Annotated in this window: 15 protein-coding genes; 10 read left to right on the top strand and 5 right to left on the bottom strand. The window is 43.0% G+C overall.

From position 1 onward, the window contains the following. Positions 1-327 precede the first annotated feature (327 nt). The 5 genes from MHI01_RS03185 to MHI01_RS03165 all read left to right on the top strand — a co-directional run bounded on the left by MHI01_RS03185 (position 328) and on the right by MHI01_RS03165 (position 3,936). Complete coding sequence (locus MHI01_RS03185) at positions 328-564, top strand: ribbon-helix-helix protein, CopG family (protein WP_076317852.1); 237 nt, start codon at positions 328-330, stop codon at positions 562-564. A gap of 18 nt (positions 565-582) precedes the next feature. Continuing rightward, on the top strand, positions 583-1,716 hold the full coding sequence (dnaN, locus tag MHI01_RS03180; protein ID WP_340982504.1) for a DNA polymerase III subunit beta: 1,134 nt from the start codon (positions 583-585) through the stop codon (positions 1,714-1,716). Positions 1,717-1,822: 106 nt separating this feature from the next. Further along, positions 1,823-2,677, top strand: a complete 855-nt coding sequence (locus MHI01_RS03175; protein WP_036671261.1) for an AraC family transcriptional regulator — start codon at positions 1,823-1,825, stop codon at positions 2,675-2,677. A gap of 334 nt (positions 2,678-3,011) precedes the next feature. Beyond that, positions 3,012-3,440, top strand: a complete 429-nt coding sequence (gene fabZ / locus MHI01_RS03170; RefSeq protein ID WP_340982503.1) for a 3-hydroxyacyl-ACP dehydratase FabZ — start codon at positions 3,012-3,014, stop codon at positions 3,438-3,440. A 49-nt stretch (positions 3,441-3,489) separates the two neighbouring features. Further along, entirely contained in the window at positions 3,490-3,936 is a 447-nt protein-coding gene (locus MHI01_RS03165) for a GNAT family N-acetyltransferase (protein ID WP_036671265.1), read from the top strand. 103 nt (positions 3,937-4,039) lie between these two features. On the opposite strand, the gene MHI01_RS03160 is transcribed toward MHI01_RS03165, so the two are convergent. Together MHI01_RS03160 and MHI01_RS03155 are read right to left on the bottom strand one after the other, a co-directional pair. Next, positions 4,040-5,389, bottom strand: a complete 1,350-nt coding sequence (locus tag MHI01_RS03160) for a response regulator transcription factor (protein ID WP_340982502.1) — start codon at positions 5,387-5,389, stop codon at positions 4,040-4,042. Further along, the gene (locus tag MHI01_RS03155; RefSeq protein WP_340982501.1) at positions 5,389-7,098 is read right to left on the bottom strand and encodes a sensor histidine kinase; all 1,710 of its coding nucleotides are present in this window, start codon (positions 7,096-7,098) and stop codon (positions 5,389-5,391) included. The genes MHI01_RS03160 and MHI01_RS03155 overlap by 1 nt, the downstream gene beginning before the upstream one ends. 310 nt (positions 7,099-7,408) lie before the next feature. Here MHI01_RS03155 and MHI01_RS03150 point away from each other — a divergent pair, with 310 nt between their 5' ends. The 5 genes from MHI01_RS03150 (at position 7,409) to MHI01_RS03130 (ending at position 13,875) form a co-directional block, all read left to right on the top strand. Beyond that, on the top strand, positions 7,409-8,293 hold the full coding sequence (locus MHI01_RS03150; protein WP_338708955.1) for an ABC transporter permease: 885 nt from the start codon (positions 7,409-7,411) through the stop codon (positions 8,291-8,293). Between the two features lie 18 nt (positions 8,294-8,311). Continuing rightward, positions 8,312-9,181: a carbohydrate ABC transporter permease gene (locus MHI01_RS03145; RefSeq protein ID WP_017688372.1), complete on the top strand. Its 870-nt coding sequence runs from the start codon at positions 8,312-8,314 to the stop codon at positions 9,179-9,181. Positions 9,182-9,426: 245 nt separating this feature from the next. Next, a complete protein-coding gene (locus MHI01_RS03140) occupies positions 9,427-11,112 on the top strand; it encodes a hypothetical protein (protein WP_340982500.1) in 1,686 nt (561 codons plus the stop codon). A gap of 72 nt (positions 11,113-11,184) precedes the next feature. Next, positions 11,185-12,903 carry a discoidin domain-containing protein gene (locus MHI01_RS03135; RefSeq protein WP_340982499.1) on the top strand — a complete coding sequence of 573 codons (1,719 nt, stop codon included), beginning with the start codon at positions 11,185-11,187 and terminating at the stop codon, positions 12,901-12,903. Positions 12,904-12,933: 30 nt separating this feature from the next. After that, entirely contained in the window at positions 12,934-13,875 is a 942-nt protein-coding gene (locus MHI01_RS03130) for a family 43 glycosylhydrolase (protein WP_340982498.1), read from the top strand. A gap of 78 nt (positions 13,876-13,953) precedes the next feature. Here the strand turns inward: MHI01_RS03130 and MHI01_RS03125 are convergent, their stop codons facing one another. From MHI01_RS03125 to MHI01_RS03115, 3 genes are all read right to left on the bottom strand, one after another. Beyond that, positions 13,954-14,481 (bottom strand): DinB family protein, encoded by a 528-nt coding sequence (locus MHI01_RS03125; protein WP_340982497.1) that lies wholly within the window; start codon positions 14,479-14,481, stop codon positions 13,954-13,956. A 146-nt stretch (positions 14,482-14,627) separates the two neighbouring features. Beyond that, on the bottom strand, positions 14,628-16,049 hold the full coding sequence (locus MHI01_RS03120; RefSeq protein WP_340982496.1) for an ATP-dependent DNA helicase: 1,422 nt from the start codon (positions 16,047-16,049) through the stop codon (positions 14,628-14,630). 125 nt (positions 16,050-16,174) lie between these two features. Next, a complete protein-coding gene (locus MHI01_RS03115; RefSeq protein ID WP_340982495.1) occupies positions 16,175-16,630 on the bottom strand; it encodes a DEAD/DEAH box helicase in 456 nt (151 codons plus the stop codon). Positions 16,631-16,671: the final 41 nt, after the last annotated feature.

Here is a 16,671-nt window from a genome sequence, read left to right as displayed (position 1 = left end):
GGATTATACAGTTCTAACGGACCTAGCACACGCTATTTGCTCTCATTTGCATAGGTTTGAATTCTAACGAATCATAGAGACGTTATTTAATCGAGTTGGTCCATTTATTTGATGTTTAGGCGGTTTACGATGGAATTAAGTTAATGAGGTTCGTTAGCGCTTGAAGCGAAGGGAATTCCTTTTGAGATAGTCCCAGCTTTACATTCGATGAGTTGTTCTTCAGCAATCGCTTTTGAAATATTGTAAATCCATGTAGAGACATGATAATATGAGAAGAGATCCATTTGAATGAGGTTACCTAAATCAAAATGAAGGAGCGTCATTATATTGAACAATAATAAGGTTAAAGTTGGTGTCGCTAATAAAGAAGGGCAGTTAGGTTTTGTCTTTTCGAGAGGTGGTCTGCGAGAAGGTTCCGGGAGAAAGAGTATAGGTGTGACTAAAAAAATATCTTTAACTCTAACAGAGGACATGTGGGGGGAAATCGAAAACCATTGCACAGAGCATAAACTTTCTCGTTCGGAGGCTATACGTAACATCATTGAGTCCTTCTATACAAAATAATTTTTTTATTCGAGGTAGGTGAGGTCTTTGCTGGTAGAGATAACAAAAAATTCTCTTATGAATGCCATACAATATGTGATAAAGGCAGTAGCAGCAAATAGTTCAATACCTATTCTTCAAGGAATACATATTCAAGCAGGTGCAGATGGCGTTACTTTTACGGCAAGTAATACAAGTATGACGATACAGTCTATGATTGCTCAAGATGGTGTTTCTCTGACTGTAAAAAGAACAGGGGCTATTGTTATACCATCGCGTTATTTTCACGATATTATTCGTAAATTTAATCATGACAAAGTTATACTTGAAATTAAAGAGCCAATGATTCTTTCGATTGTATCCGGTCATTCTCAATTACGTTTATGCGGAATGGACCCTACAGAATTCCCTTCCATCGATGATGGAGAGGCGTTCCCTTCTACTAAACTACGCATTAATACTACCTTACTTCGTTTGACTATTAAACAGCTAGCAATCGTAGCATCAACGTCCGAGACGAGCCCCATATTAACAGGAGTTTCTTTGGAATGCAGTAATGATCGTCTAAACCTAATTGCTACAGATGGAGTGCGGCTTGCATACCGCGCTTTGCATTTAGAAGATGCTACCCACAACAGTTTGAACGCTGTTATTCCAGCAAAAAATCTCTATGAATTATCGAAAATATTAAACAAAACAGATGACACAACTGAAATTGAAGTGAGTAATAATCGAGTTAAATTCGTGACAACTGGACTGAAAGTGGAGTCTGCTCTTATTGAAGGAACGTTCCCATCCATAAAGAATGTACTCCCTCAATCTTATTTGTGTGAAATCGCAGTTGATACAGCATGTTTGTTGAAAGCAGTTGAATGTGTAACTGTGATGGCTAGTGAACAAGTGATTAGATTATTAGCTAATACAGACACATTAAAACTAATGTCCAAAACAGCCGATGTTGGAGATATTCAGAATGAAATTCCACTATTAGAGATGTGTGGGGAAGAATTTGTGGTATCACTAAATGGAAAGTTTTTTATCGATATACTTCGCAATATGGATTGCGCTAGCGTCCTATTAAGATACGCCGGGAAAACAAGTCCCATCGTCGTACTTCCAGATGATTCGCTCATGTCTACTCTGTTTTTGATTACTCCAGTGATGACCCGGTGAACCGTATCATAAATAACGGCAAGTTTTTTACTGACTTTTTCGTGCAGAAATTGCAAGGTATTCATTATTTATTTCCCATAAAATTACCTTGAAGGGAGGGAGTACGATGGATTGGTTGGTCAGGATGAATAGTGCCATGGAATATATCGAAACAAATTTAGCGGACACTATTTCATATGATGAAATTGCACATAGAGCCTGTTGCTCTACCTATCATTTTCAAAGAATGTTTCCATTTATTACTGGCGTAACGTTATCGGAATACATTCGACGTCGACGGTTGACATTGGCGGCATTCGAACTGCAGACAACAGGCTCAAAGGTTATTGATGTAGCTATGAAATATGGATATGATTCCCCGGAGGCGTTTGCACGCGCCTTTAAGAATCTTCATGGTATTATGCCTATATCCGCGCGTGATACAGGTGTTTCTCTAAAAGCCTATCCTCGAATGTCCTTTCATATTTCAATAAAAGGGGATGTCGAAATGAATTACCGTATTGAGCAAAGAGATTCTTTTGAGATGTTTGGAGTATATGGAATTATAAATGCAGACCAGAAAACAGCGTTCTCTGAAGTTCCTCTATTCCGTATAAAATGTGATGATGATGGCAGCGTTGATATGATGAACGACTTACTGGGACGTTTTGGTGACACCATGTTACACGCCGCCCTTTATGATCACACTAAAGAATCTTTCAAATACATGATCTGTTATCATGTACCTAAGGGGCTTGAGATTCCGGAGAGATTCACAAAACTTGCTATCCCAACATTAACGTGGGCGGTCTTCCCGGAGCCGCAGTGTGATATGCAAAAACTATGGGAACGAATCTATTCTGAGTGGTTTCCGACATCTGAATACGAACAGGTTGAGGGCCCTACTTTCGAAATGTATTATGGAATGGCACGGCATGGGAATGGTTCAGGAGAAATCTGGATACCGGTGAAGAAAAAATAACCCTCTTATGCGAGCGAATTGCAGGCGTTAACGAAGATGAAAACTGAACAAATTTAGATTAATAAAGGGTCATCCCGACAAAGGATGGTCCTTTAACTTGCCATTACAGACAGCGCGGTGAACCGTATCACAAATGATGGCGAAAAAATCGTTGTTGGTAAAGTGGGAGAGTGCCGGTGAGTGTGTGATTTAAAGAATTAACATAGCCTCTATAGTGGGGAGCCTTTACCTAGATGTAGGGACCTCTGGGAAAGGGATCTAGTTACTAGGTCACGAATATTAAATATGACCCAAAATTTGCTTGAGACACTTTGAGCTAAGGAGGAGGCAATCCATGTTTGATATTGAAAGATTAAAAGAGGTAATTCCTCATAGATATCCATTTCTTTTGGTTGATAAAATCTTGGAAATTGATGAGGGTAAGAAAGCTGTCGGAATTAAAAATGTGACAATCAATGAGCCTCATTTCATTGGTCATTTTCCCGTCCATCCGGTAATGCCTGGAGTCGCGATTGTTGAAGCGCTGGCACAGGTCGGTGGTATCGTTATGTCTAAAAGAGGGAGTAATAATCATGAAATAGGTTTATTGACTGGTATTGATAATTGTCGATTCAAACGGCAAGTAAAACCTGGAGACCAACTTCTACTTACATTCGAGGTAACTCGCATCAAGGGACAGATCGTCAAAGGGAAAGGTTTCGCCACAGTAAACAATGAACTGGTTTGTGAATCTGAAATCATGTTTGCATTCAGTTCAATTTAGGATTCAAGTTCACGGGCACGCCTACATTTTTTATCTTGAGGGAGTTAGTATGGAGATTAAAATTCGAGAAATTATATCAGATGATTATGCTGAAGTTGTTCTTTTATGGAATGATGTACTTGAAATTCGTAATGTTAATGATGCAAACTTCCGAGTGACTATGGAAGAGATGAATAAGGCCGGGAATTACAAAACATTTGTCGCATTGATAGAAAATAATGTGGTCGGTTTTGTAACTATTGTACAGGCATTATCCGTAGGAGTTCCAATTGGTTATCTACATATTCAAGCTCTTGCTGTTAAAAGGGATCTGCAACATAGAGGATTAGGTACAAAACTACTAAGACAGACTGAAAATTATGCTAAAGAACTGGGAATATCAAGTATTATTTTATGTAGCGGAATGAAGCGAACCAACGCTCATGCTTTCTATGAACATAACGGCTATGACAGAGATTCATATTGTTTTGATAAGATGATCGACCTAACCCATTAATTGCACCAAAAAGACCCAACTCACACTTTAAACTGAAGAGTGGAAGTTGGGCTTTTTCGGTACTGCATTGGATATATCATTTATGTAACATATTCAACCGAAGTCATTGATGGATCATATTTCTCCGGTACTGGTAGGGCGTAACTCCGTATTCGACTTTGAACAACTGGATAAAATATTGATTTTTTCGGTAACCGACCATCTGGGCTATATCGGCTACACGGAGTTCCGAATCTTGAAGCAATTGAGAAGCCTTCTCCAACCTCTTCCTGGAAATGTAGTTTGACACATTTTCGCCCGTTTCCTGTTTAAACAGTTTGGAAAAGTAAACGGGATGAAGATGTGCAACTTTCCCTAGTTCATCCAGGCTAAGGCCATGTGACAGATGGTCTTCGATATACGTTTGTACTTTGTCAACGATGGTTTGAATGGACATCTGTTTGTTGTTTCTGATCCGACTGACCCGATCCATGAGAGTTGAGGATAGTTCATCAGGATACCGTAACTGGTTAAATATCCACTCTACGGTTTCAGAGGGATCGCGATCCTTATCCGTCAGATATACATATAGAATGGTCTCCATGAGAAACATTGTTTTTTGCTTATGGAGATGGATTTGATCATATTTTTTAATGATATTTCCCGCCGACTCCCAATCACCGCATGACGGAGAATGGTTGAATATGCCATTGAAGTCTTCTGAGTATACGTCCTCATTAAGAAAGAACCTGTAGAACATCTGCCGGGTCACGTTTCGATCAGTCAATGAAAAGGGAGGAGACGCGAACGATTGCTCCAGTTGGATGGTCAGTTCTGCAGCAACTTCTTCCGGAACCAGACCGAACAGTCGCGTTCCCGCAGCCCACACGAGACGATCCAATTTGTCTCCGACAGCATGTTTTATAGCATCCTCATGTTCCTGTGTGAAACCCTCCAGCTTGAAGCAACACATACGACGATGCCCTAAAAATTCAGTATACGCATCATATTCCTTCCTTAATGTCTCATTGTGACCAAGCAGGGAAAGCAGATACTCCAATCCATCGAAGTTCTCCCATGCAACAGATTGAGCGGGCCGAGTCTTTGTAATATTGTTGATGGCTTTGGACATGGCTTTCTCCACATCATCTTTGTCGACAGGTTTGAGCAAGTAGTCGAGCGCACCTAAACGAATTCCTTGTTGCGCGTATTCGAACTCAGAGTAGCCGGAAAGGATGATCACTTTGGTTGGCAAGTTATGTTGGTGGATATGTTGAAGCAGATCAATACCAGACACCTCAGGCATTCGTATGTCAGTGATCAGAATATCGATGTGGTTTTGAGTCAACATATCTCGGGCTTCAATCGAATTGGTCATCGTCTCGATCTGATCAATGCCAAAGGTGTTCCAATCGAGCAAGTGCTTCATATATTCAACGACATAATGCCCATCATCCACAATTAATAATCGCATTAGTTATCTCCTTTCACCACGGGAATGCTGATGAGCAGCAGGACGGACAAGCCGCCCCAATTATTAGTAGTAAAATGTAACCCGCTACGTTCGCCGTACGTATTTTTCAGACGTTGATTTACATTCCAGAGTCCTACGCCTTTAATTCCTTCAGGCGGGGTATCACTCTCAAGCCGAGCCTCCAGACTACGGATATCATCCAGCGAAAGACCTTTACCGTCATCGGAGACCTTGATCGTTATCGCAGTCTCCGTCTGTTTTACTTCAATCGTCACCCGATGGGCACCTTGTTGTCCTTCAATGCCATGTTGAATCGCATTTTCAACCACTGGCTGGATGATCAGCGGCATGAGGGGCAGGGAGGACAGTTCTGGCGGCAGATCAATGCTGTACTCCATTTTTTTGCTAAGAGCCATAATGATCAAGAAGTGTTCCGCAAACTGAAGCTCGCTTTCCAGCGTGACTTCATGCCGGTCCAACTTCGTTAAATAACGATAATATTCAGCTAGATGTTTGCTCATGCGCATGACAGAATCAGGTGAGAATTGAGCCACCGACATGATGAAAAACAAACTGTTGTACAAAAAATGAGGATTGATCTGAGCCTGGAGTTGTTGAAGTTCCGCACTTCGTCTTAGTTCCGTTTCAGTCTTCAAGGATACGAACAGATCCTGGATCTCGGTAACCATATGATTAAAACTTCTGAAAAGGCTGTAAAACTCTCTATCCGTATTTTCGGTAATACGAGTATTATGATTGCCTTGTTCGACCTGTGAAAACTTCCGCTCCAACAAACGAATATTACGGTAGTAGTTCCGATAAAACGTAAAGATCACAACCAGACCAAGCGTGAAAACGGCTAAAATACTGGCAAAAAAAACTTTACGGTTGCGGTCAATCGGTTGCAGAAAATCATTCGTCTGTGTATATGTAATCAGGTAGGCGTCGATTGATTCAATATATCGGGAAAGAACATAATAGTCGTCCGACTTGGTGTGATAATCATATTTCAAAGTGATCTCCGGCTGTGGAGAAATCATTTCAGTAACCGCTTTCAATAGATCGTTGTCGACTTCTTTCTCACTCCATAACTGATGGGAATTAAACCAAAAAAAAGCGTTTGAGCTGTCGTTGTTCACAGCCTTTTTCAGCAGATTTTTCAAATAATCAGTATTCAGCTTTACACCAACGACGTACTGAGTCGGTTCATTTTGTCCGGGTTTTTGGATGTAAGGGTAGAGGGCAAAGTAATACAAGCCATTGCCGACGATTTGCCATCCCCGTTGATGAACATCCTTGAACGGAAGTCTCGCCTCCGGCGTACTGTTGGTGGACAGAAACGTTTCTTCAGACTTCCAGTAAATGCCGATCGATTCAATCGATCGACTGGAGAGGAGCGTTTGCCGCAAGCGATCAACAATATCGTTTTTCTTCATTTGAGAATCGTAATTGCTCAGTTCGATAACATGCCTCTGATAAAATCGGACATCACTGTCTGCAGCATATTGAACCCCGTACATGTTAGCTTCGTATATAATCCCGTCTAATATGCCTTTCACATAATCAAGCTGGTTTTTGGAAGCGCCAATCAGATTTTCTTCAAGTGTCTTGGAGCTCAATCGATTCATCACGAAAAACAAACTTAACGTCAGCAGCAGAAAAAAAACAAAGAAATAGATGAATCGCTTCATATACATTTTTCTGATCATATGTGTTTCCTTTCATATCGTCAAACGCAGAAGTTTAAAATCCAGATCGGATTAACTTTAATATAAGCCAAACCTTCGAAAAGCGGAAGGGCAGCAACAGCGAGAAATGAAAGCGGTTTTAAACTGCTTCAGGGCGGGGTGATGATCTTGAAATTTTGGCATTTTGGAGTGAAAGCGCTTTTGTTAAGCTTATCTTCAAGGATCGCTTTCGAAAGCCATCATAGAGGAGGTATGCAACATTAACGAGATTGTGCCCGTCAGATCCGCTAAAAAAACAAAGCTTTCCCAGCGGACTTCATTCAAAAAGGAAATTAAGAAAAGCTGGCCTTTGTACGTACTGTGTATTCCCGCATTTGTGTTTGTCTGCATCTTTTCTTATGGCCCGATGGTAGGTTTACTCATGGCATTTCAGGACTACAAACCATGGCTGGGCATCACAGGTTCACGGTGGATCGGGTTAGATAATTTCGAACGAATTTTCCAGTACAAAGAAGCCACACAAGCGATCGTTAATACGTTAATTATTGCCGTTTCTAAAATTATCGTTGGTATTATCGTTCCGATCGTTATGGCTATCCTGCTGAGTGAGATCCGAAATATGGGCATTAAGAAAAGTGTACAGACACTGGTGTATCTGCCGCATTTCTTGTCCTGGGTTACTGTGGCAGGGTTGATGATTGACATTCTCGGATTAGACGGGGGAATCAACCACATCTTAACAAAGGTTTTCGGCAACGATCCCATTTACTTCTTGGGTGATCCTGATCTGTTTCGATTCACGGTTGTGGTCAGCGATGTGTGGAAGAGCTTTGGCTTCGGCATGATTGTTTATCTGGCGACCATTGCGGGAATTAATCCTTCCTATTACGAAGCGGCCGAGATCGATGGTGCCACACGCCGGCAGCAAATTCGATACGTCACTTTGCCTAGCATGTTGCCCATGATCATCGTCATTTCTACATTGAGTCTGGGAAATATTCTGGACGCGGGTTTTGATCAGGTCTTCAATCTGTACAATCCGCTTGTCTACAGTACGGGAGATATCATTGACACCTATGTCTACCGTTCATCCTTGTTAAACGGGCAATATGGATTCGGGACAGCAGTAGGATTGTTCAAATCGGGGATTAGCTTGATCTTGATCGTTGTCTCTTACAGGCTGGCCTATAAGTATGCCAATTACAAAATATTCTAACAAGGAGGGAGAGGGATCATGTACCATAAGACGACAGGTTATAGAGTATTCTCCTATTTTAATTACGCGTTTATGATACTGGCGGGGCTGGCGTGTTTCCTACCACTGCTTCATCTATTGGCGCAATCGCTCAGCAGCAAAGCGGCCATTAGCGGTAATATGGTTTCATTTTGGCCGGTGGGGTTCAACGTGGATGCCTATGTAAAAACGTTCAACAATTCTAATTTCAACGGTGCCATGCTAACATCCATCACTCGAACCGTATTGGGTACAACCATCAGCATGTTTATTCTTACCTGTGCAGGATATGCCCTGTCCAAGGAATTCCGGGGACGTAACGTGCTCATGTGGTTTTTTATCTTTACCATGCTCTTCTCGGGGGGATTGATACCTTCTTACATATTGATCACAGCCCTTGGATTAAAGGACACCATCTGGGCTCTTGTGTTACCGGGCGCTTTTGGTGCTTATAATTTGATTCTTCTCGTCAATTTTTTCAAAACGATTCCCAAAGCCCTGGAAGAAGCAGCTTTCATTGACGGAGCGTCCTTCTTCGTAATTCTCAGCAAAATATATTTACCATTATCTCTGCCTGGCATCGCGACCGTATCCTTGTTCATTATGGTGGGGCACTGGAACTCCTGGTTTGACGGGATATTGTACATGTCGGATGCAAGTAAGTATCCGCTGGCTTCGTTCTTACAGACCGTTGTTGTACAGAGCAATATGCAAAATATGGCGATGAGCCAGTCTGAGGTGGCAGCCATGTCTGAACAGAGCATCAAGGCAGCGCAAATTTTCGTCAGCACGCTACCGATCATTTTAGTCTATCCATTTTTGCAACGTTATTTTGTAAAGGGAATTGTACTAGGAGCCGTCAAAGAATAATTAGGATGACGAAAAATTGGATCGCTATATATGTTCAACTAAAATTTACACGATAACGGAGAGGACAGAAGAGACCTGAAGAAGCGGAGCGTTCGCCTTTATTACCAGAATTTCACCTTTGTAAAAGTGAATCAAAAATTCTGGGAATAACAGCGATCGGAAGGTTGTTCTGTCATCGGAGTGCCAGTGTAAATATGAACTTATATAGAAAACAAATTGAGTATGAGTGAAGGGGGCATGTTTCCATGAAGAAAAGAACTGATTTATTGAAAATGGCAAGTATGGTTATGCTGTCGGCTATTCTTGTGGCTGGCTGTAGCAAAGGGGAGAGTGCTTCCGAGACCGCACCAGCATCGGTGCTGAAGGACGGTAAATATGATCCACCGTTTACGATCACCATCGCCAAACAACAGGATGAAAATGCTGGAAAGTACATCAACGGTGAGACGTTGAATGACAATGTATTGACCCGCTGGGGCGAACAAAACCTGGGTATCAAAATCCAAACCACCCTGCTGGGAGGTGATGCTTCACAATATAATACCAAGCTACGGTTGGCGTTGACAGGTTCCGAGAAGTTGCCCGACGTTCTGCCCGTCTATGACACCATGCTGGTCAATGATCTGATCGATTCGGGGCAAGTCAAAGAGATAACGGAAGACATCTCAGCCTACATGCCTGACCGGATAAAAGAAATATACAAACAATACCCGACCACCTTCAATCCAGTGGTTAGAGAGGGTAAGGTCTACGGGATGGCGATTGCGCCGAATCTGACGGAAGGCGAAGTCATGCTGATCCGCCAGGATTGGTTGGACAGATTGGATTTGAAAGCGCCAACAACGATTGAAGAGTTTGAACAAGTCATCGCGGCGTTCACTAATGAGGACCCGGATGGGAACGGCAAGAAAGACACATACGGCTTTACTTTTTCAGGTAAAGATTCCTACAATACAGGCTGGGTCAGCGATCCAGTCATGATATTCAGCGCATTCACGGGCAAACATCTTCCAAGGCAATGGCATAACGACAACGGCAAACTCACCTATGGATCTGTGGCTTCTGGCAACAAAGAGGCACTTGCCAAGTTACGCGATTGGTATGCAGAAGGGTACTTGAACAAAGAATTGGCCACCCAAGGGGCCTGGGATGCTCTGTCCGATTTTACGGAGGGAAAAGCTGGTATCATCATTGGTCGTCCTTGGCTGTACGACAGTGTGAAGGACGTAGAGAAAAATGTGGATGGTGCAAAAATTAGTGCTTATCCGACCATTCAAGGTGTGAACGGTGATAAGACCTACCAATCCGCCCAATTGAACGATGGTGTGTTCATGTTTAACAAGGATTTTCAGAACATGGAAGCCTTCTTCCTGTACTACGATAAAATGTACGACGCAGCGTTCAGCACGGGAGAGTTCAAATACGGCTACGCTCAAGGATACGATTACGATATCGTTAACGATGAAGTCACTTTTGATCCAACGAAATTTAATACGCCATTAGAGGCTGTGCAGGGCGTTGGGAAAATGGCATTTACCAAAAATACACCGAGTGTTGATGGTCCCGGCCAATCCTACTACGATCTGGCGAATGGAGTTAAAGCCGACACGGGCGTCCTCATTCAGAGTGCTTCAAAAGATCAAACGACGCAGGACGGATATCGTATTTCGTATGAAAACAGAGATGTTTTATTACCAAATGAGTTTAACGGTCCACCAACGCCAACGATGCAAAATGTGTGGGAACAGTTGACCACTATGGAACAAGAGACGTTCACCAAAATCATATATGGCAATGAGCCAGTTGAAGCATTTGATACCTTTGTGAAACAGTGGCATGAAAAAGGCGGAGACACCGTGATCGAAGAAGTTAACGAATGGTACAACCAAGCCAGCGAGACGGATGTAATGACACTGATGAATTTGAAATAAAGTCTAGTTTCACCTGAACCAGCCTTCCGGCAACAGGAAGGTTGGTCTTCTAAAAAAAGGAGATGATGAGACATGATCAAAGGTAAATCGTGGATGGCTATCGTCATTGCATTGATGTTGTTAACAGTTCATTTAACGTCCTCAGCTCAAACCATTCACGCTGCTGCTGGTGAAGAGACCAAGATCGCTGCAACACTGTTTGTATTGAAGAACGAATCCGAAGTATCCAATGCCAAAATTCATTGGGCTCCTGTCCAGGGAGCGACTGCATACGAGTTGTATAGATCCGAGAACGATGAACCCTATCAGTTATTACAGACCTTAACCGGTACAACGACGGATGATTATGACCTCAACATAGGTAGTTCGTACAAATATCAAGTGAAGGCATATGGCGGAACTTCCTTGTTAACCTCCGCTGTCTCGCCAGAATATACCCCTTACAGCCTTCCAGAGAACCTCACAACTTTTGATAACACAACACAATCTACTCTCATGCTCCCGAATGAACTCAAAGTTGGAGACATTTACTACAGATTTAACTTTGTGCAAAAGTCATCAGGCGGTTTTGGCGAAATGATTCAACAGACGTCAACGGATGACATCTCCTACGGTAACGACAAAGTGGTCCTGTCTTACACGGATCATCCCGATCTGGCCAACTCTAAATTTGAAGGGATCAATATCCTATATCACGCGCCCACGAACAAATTTGTTTTTTGGGCTCACTATGAGAACAGTACAGACTACACACTTGCCAGAGTATCGGTGGCTTCGGCCACGCCTGGAGAAGACTTTACCTTTCACAAAAGCTTTCGACCGGAAGGGAACCAATCCCGGGATATCTCCATTTTCAAAGATGATGATGATTCGGCGTATCTGATCTCTACGGCCAATAATAATTCGGACACCATCTTATATAAGTTAACCCCCGATTGGTTGGATGTAGATCATCAAGTTTCTGTTATTTATCAAAATCAACACAGGGAACTACCCAAGATGATCAAAAAAGATGGCATTTATTATTTGTTCTCTTCCCAAGCGGCAGGTTGGTATCCGAGTATACCCTTGTATTCATCAGCAACAAGCATAGACGGAGATTGGTCTGAATTGCGGACGATTGGCAACACGTCAACCTTCTCGGCGCAGTCGGGTTCCGTCATGCGGGTGAAGCCAGATACGGGCAACAACGTGGTTATGGTTGCGTATCGCTGGATGTTCGGCTGGGCAGGTACGCAAAATGGAACAACAGAGGAACGACTGCTTCCCGTTTGGTTCTCTGATGGTTACGCATTTTATGATTATTTTGATCAAGTCCTTTATAACACAAGCGATGATGTTGTCGTTCCCGTTCAGAATGGAAAACTGCTGTCACAAGGTAAACCGGCAACAGCCCAAACGGTTAATGGAACAAATCCGGCAAGTTATGCTAATGATGGAAACTATCAAACCGAATGGGTAGGCACAGGCAGTTCCTGGCCACATTGGTGGAAGGTCGACCTCGGCTCTGTTCAGCAATTGAATAATGTGCAAATCTCCTGGTGGATGCAAAAAGGCTCCGAAGGTTTTTACAAATACAAAATCGAGACCAGTACGGATAATGTAAACTGGACCGTGGCATTAGATCGAACCAATAATACATCTTACGGTTTCACATCAGATACGCTATCGAGCACTGCTGCCAGGTATGTACGAATTAATATGCAAAATGCGGCACTTCATAACAATCCCAACAATTGGTACACGCCAAGACTATGGGAAGTGAAGGTATTTGGATCGGACACCAATTAATGTTGTTCTTAAAAGAAGAGAGGTAACGGTGTGAATAATCAATTAACCAATGGTGGCATCTGGAATGATTCAAGCGGTCAGCCGATCCATGCCCATGGTGGACATATGTTATTCCATGACGATTATTATTACTGGTATGGCGAAGATCGGAGGGACGATATATATGTTAGTTGTTATCGTTCCAAAGATCTATTCAACTGGGAGTTTCGAAACCATATCTTGACCACCTCTATACCAGCTGCACCCATTCGAGTTCGGACAAATCTGGCATTAGTGAACGATAAAGGTGGAAAAGTAAATCTCGAACGGCCTAAAGTGCTTTTCAACGCGGTGACCAAAAAGTTTGTACTCTGGGCTCACTATGAGAATGGTAACAATTACAACGATGCCGCATGCGCCATTGCCACATCGGATTCTCCGGATAGTCATTTCGTGTATCATGGCAGCTTTAATCCGTACGGGTATATGTCGCGTGACTGCACGCTCTTTCAGGACGAAGACGGGGCAGCGTATTTTATTTCAGCTGCCAGAGACAATGCAGACCTGCACATCTATCGTCTGCAGGAAGATTACCTTAATGTCGAAAGTCTTGTCGGAAAGCTGTGGCAGGGGGAATATCGGGAGGCGCCAGCCGTCTTCAAACGGAAAGGGAAGTATTATATGGTGACCTCATTTTGCACGGGTTGGGCTCCCAATCAAGGGAAATACGCGATGGCTAATACGATGGATGGACCTTGGGGGATGCTAAGCGATTTTGGCGATGAAACGACGTACCAAACGCAACCAGCATTTGTACTGAAGCGATCAGAAGAGGAGTACCTGTACTTTTCGGATCGCTGGAACGGATCGGATTATTTTCAATCTAGCTATGTGGTACTGCCCATTGAATTCAATGGGGACATTCCTATTCTGAATCATTATTCCACGTTATCTTTGCGAGAAGACGCACATCTGATTCATTTTGAACGATAATTTGAATGATAAAACGACTGATGAGAAAAGACTTTGTTCCTACAGCGAATGTAGGTTCAAAGTCTTTTTGAATGAATTTTATAATTTCAAATCCAACGAATAACGATCGCGAAGTACTGATAAATGGTGGAGCTCATGTCCAGCCATAACAAATGCAATCGATCGAGCTGAAGCAGGATTATCACTGACAATCCCTCTACAGAGCCATGCTTCCGGGGTGAGGCGACGAAGCATAAGAATGGTTGAGCGGCGTATGACGGCATATTCTTCGCTCAAATCGGCCAGGGTATACGCATTGAAAGGGTGGGTCTGCATAAGCACGTCCTGATCGTAGCCGGGATGATTCGCTTGCTCACCTCTGGCTATGCGAAGCAATCGGCTGCTCATGATGCGTTCGTTATCCAAAAGGTGACCGATGACCTCTTTCACGCTCCATTTGCCTTCGGCGTACCGATAATTTGCTTGCTCCTCTGTCAATGAAGAGAGCAAAGTTGGTATGATGTTGGCTTGCAGCTCTATGCGTTCGATGATGTTCCCTTCAGGAACAAGCTGGATGTACCCTTCATAATAAGCTGCATATTCATCTGTAGTTGGTCTTTCAACCATGGTAATGCCTCCTTTGGGATTCGTAGATCTGGAATATATTGTAGCATAAATCTTACTTCCAGCATTAAAATTGGCCCTTCCGCTTGATAGGTGGAAGGGCCGTTTCATGTAATTTGAACAATTTATAGCGTTTGGGTGTACCACTTCTAATCCGTACGTCGTATCCTTTTATTTTGGACAAACTTCTCCAAAACCGCAAAATCCTCCGTCACTTTTTTGAACGGCAACGTGTCCAGCACCTGTTCCCGGTAACTCTTTTTAGCCGCTTCGCTGAGACGGGAGTCAAGTATGCTGAGTATGCCAAGGTCGGTTTCACTACGAATCAAGCGTCCCGTTCCTTGCCGCAACCGAAGAAGCATGTCCGGTACAAACACCTCCATGAACGGATTCTCCGTTACAGATGACTTATATTCATAAACAGGATCCGATGGAACAGGGAAGGGCAACCGGAAAATAATGACCTGTGACAGGTCAGACCCCTCGATATTCACGCCTTCCCAGAATACACCAGTACCCAGGAGGACACCTTTGCTTTTCCTGAAATCGGCGATGACACTGTCCTGTGATGATCCCTCTTTTTGAACATGGAGTGCCCACGTATATTCATTAGCCCTTGAGATCAACTTTTTGTGAATGTACTTCATGTCCTCTTTTGCTGAAAAAAGGACGATTGTTCTTCCTTGAGTTAGATTACAGAGTTGAACCAATTCCTTATAAGCTGTTTCAAGATAGATTTCGCGCTGGTCATGTTGGTAATATGGAATTTTGTTCGAAATGTACATCGTGGCATGGTTGGTGTAGTCAAAAGGGGAGGGTTGGCGCTCTAAGAAATCTCCCTTATAACCAAGGGAGTGCGTCATATAAGAATATTGTTCCTCCAGCGTATCCCCGCCTTGGCACAGTGTTGCTGATGTTAGGATTACAGGTACCTTACCATTAAATAAAGCGTATTTCAGAAATTGGCTTATATCTTTGGGACAGATGCTGATTGTGGTTACTCTAAGGGGGCTGCTTGCCCATAAAAGATAGTTGTCCTCCATTTCAGATAAGACACGAATGAGGGTTATAAGCCCGTTGATGGCTTCAAAAGCGTCATCGATCTCCCGCTCGTGACGGGAGGTCAAAATGGAAAGGCGCAGACTGAGATCTTTTAAATCGTTTAAGACTTGGTTTAACGGTATTCCTTTGATTTCCGACACTTTGATTCGGTCGTTATCCTGCTTGGCATGGTGGAGCAGATCCGCGTTTACCTGTTTGAAGATGCGCTCAGCGCAGTTTTTGATGAACTTGGATTGTGAGAAGAGACTTTTATCCCCGGACTGCTTCGTTAGAAGCTGCACCGTATTATCTAGAATGCGGCAGATTCCCCGATAAGTGAACTCGAGTGTTCTGGCATCCCGAACTTTTGCTTCCAGATTATGCGCTTCATCAATGACGATCAGAGCAGGCTGTTCTGAGATGATGCTCTTGGTTCCTTCTTTTTTCTTCATCAAATCTCGTATGAGCAAGTCCTGGTTTACGATAATAAAATCAATCTCGTGAGCTTTTGCATTTAATTTCGCTCTCATATCGTAAAACAAACATGCAGTTTTATGATGACAACGTTCAAATTTGCAATCATTCACGGAAACGTGGGACCATTCGGCATCACTAACCCCAGCTTTAATATCGGCTCTTTCATCAATTTCATAATCTAATATGCGCTGCGCAAGGGTAGACACGGAGGAGTTAGCATCATCAAGACTGATCCACAGGCATACTGCCCCATGCCTTTTCCCACCACGGAGCGAACCGTTGAGAATCCCAACCGGCTACCAATAATCCTTAAATCTTTATGTATCTGTTCCGAGAGCTGAATGGAGGATGTCGCTATAATGACTGGTTTCTGAGACATTTGATTCGTGAGCAGACTTGGGATCAGGTACGCAAAAGACTTACCGATTCCGACACCAGCTTCAATCATGGCGTTATGCCCATGGATATAAGCATCTGCGATATCGAGAGACATTTCTTGCTGTCCGATCCGCTCTCTAAGGCCAATTCGGTGGAACCGGTCATATATTCGGAAGATGGCGTTAACCAAAGAACGTTCGATTTCCTTGTCCGGTTCCTGCTTATTCATTTTATAAAGTTCATTTAACCAATTCATAACGATCGCCCCTCTTCCGAATGATGATCTTCTTGTACTCA

It is taken from the genome of Paenibacillus sp. FSL M7-0656, from assembly GCF_038003225.1.
Lineage (GTDB): Bacteria > Bacillota > Bacilli > Paenibacillales > Paenibacillaceae > Paenibacillus > Paenibacillus amylolyticus.
The sequence above is the reverse complement of the archived record's forward strand: the minus strand, read 5'-3'. Positions and strand labels throughout refer to the sequence as shown.